The 1,403-nt window shown below is 73.8% G+C and carries 3 protein-coding genes; all 3 read right to left on the reverse strand.

What is annotated here, in order from left to right:
• The coding region (locus tag KIK08_RS39025; RefSeq protein WP_214408332.1) for a hypothetical protein at positions 1 to 488 on the reverse strand (488 nt) is incomplete at its 3' end.
• Positions 489 to 552: 64 nt separating this feature from the next.
• Positions 553 to 999, reverse strand: a complete 447-nt coding sequence (locus tag KIK08_RS39030) for a hypothetical protein (protein WP_250558678.1) — start codon at positions 997 to 999, stop codon at positions 553 to 555.
• Between the two features lie 187 nt (positions 1,000 to 1,186).
• Positions 1,187 to 1,403 (reverse strand): hypothetical protein (locus KIK08_RS39035; protein ID WP_214408333.1); only part of this gene is annotated, 217 nt, incomplete at its 5' end.

A 1,403-nucleotide genomic window follows, 5' to 3' on the forward strand; every position in this document is an offset into this window, starting at 1 on the left:
GGCCGCGGGCCCGCCGTCGGTGGAGCCGCCCACCCGCCCGTGCCCGGGCGGCGGATGACGGTCGGTCCCGCGGTGAGCGCGTCGGCGGGGACGCCGCGGAGCTTGCGGCGCACCCGCTCGGCGAACCGGCGGGACCCGTCCACGACGACCGCGAGGACCAGCCGGTCGCCGTGCGGGTCGGGGACGCCGCGCAGCAGGTGGTGGCGGGTGGTGCCGACGCTGACCACGAGCTCGTCGCCGGCGGTGTCGTGGCCGGACCGGCCGGGCAGCGCGAGGGCCACCCGGCCGAGCTCGGCGTGACCGGCCCCGACCAACTCGGGGTCGACGCCGCCGATGCCGGCGGCGGCCGCCGGGTCCCCGCCGCGGCCCGAGTGCCCCGGGCACGCGTCGAGGACCATGCCGCTGTCCACGTCGACCAGGACGGCGCCGAGGACGCGCGGATCGTTCAGCAGCGGACCGAGGACGGCCGCGAGCCCGTCCGCGCGCACCGTGACCGCATGGCGATGTCGACCCACTCGAGGGACCCGCTACGTGCTCCCGCCGGCGCCGGGGTCAGCGGCCCGCGTTCGACGGGAAGAAGGCCTGCCCGTCGGGCATGGCCGGGTTCGGCCGCCCCGGGCCGGGGTTGGCCAGGTAGAACTCCTTCTCGATCACGCGCAGGTCGCGGCGGGCCATCGCCAGGTTGGCCTGGGTGCGGTTCAGCACCAGGTAGAAGAACAGCTTCTCGTCCGGCAGGCCGCGGATGGGCCGGATGAGGTGGTACTGGGTGTCCAGGGTGATCAGGATATCGTCGATCGCCTCGCGCAGGCCCAGCTTCGCCATCACGTCGAGCTTGGTGCGCACGACGTCGCTGTTGCCCGGGGCGGCGACCTCGAGGTCGAACTCGGGGCTGCCGCCCCGGGACCCGAGGGTCATGCCGCTGTCGTAGTCGACGAGCGCGACCGCGAAAGCCCCCTTGATGTTCGCCGCCATGTCGAGCGAGTTGTCGATGTTCGTCATTTCCGTGCCCTTCAGCGGAGTGGCGCTCGAGCGCGGGGAGAGCGCTCGTCGTGGTCATTCGTTCGGGGAGCCCGCAGCGTAACCCAATGAGCCCGAGCGGAGACAAATCAGCGCCGGTCGGACCATTGTGGACACACTGCGTGAAACGTACTTCGGCCGTTGGGGTGAATCGTGGTCAGTGGTCACTTCACCGCAGCGACTTCAACGCCGACAGCAGCCTGCGCATGGTCGAGACGTCGGTCGCCCAGGACTGCCCGGTGATCGGGTGCACGACGGGGACCGACTCGGTGGGCAGCGGAGGCGGCACCCGCGAGGGCCCGGCCCGCCGGGGCAGCGGCACGCGCAGTGGGGACGCCCGCGACGCGTCGGGGTCGCCGCGCGCCGCCCCGGCCGGCGCCGCCGTG

Source organism: Pseudonocardia lacus, assembly GCF_018531445.1.
GTDB lineage: Bacteria > Actinomycetota > Actinomycetes > Mycobacteriales > Pseudonocardiaceae > Pseudonocardia > Pseudonocardia lacus.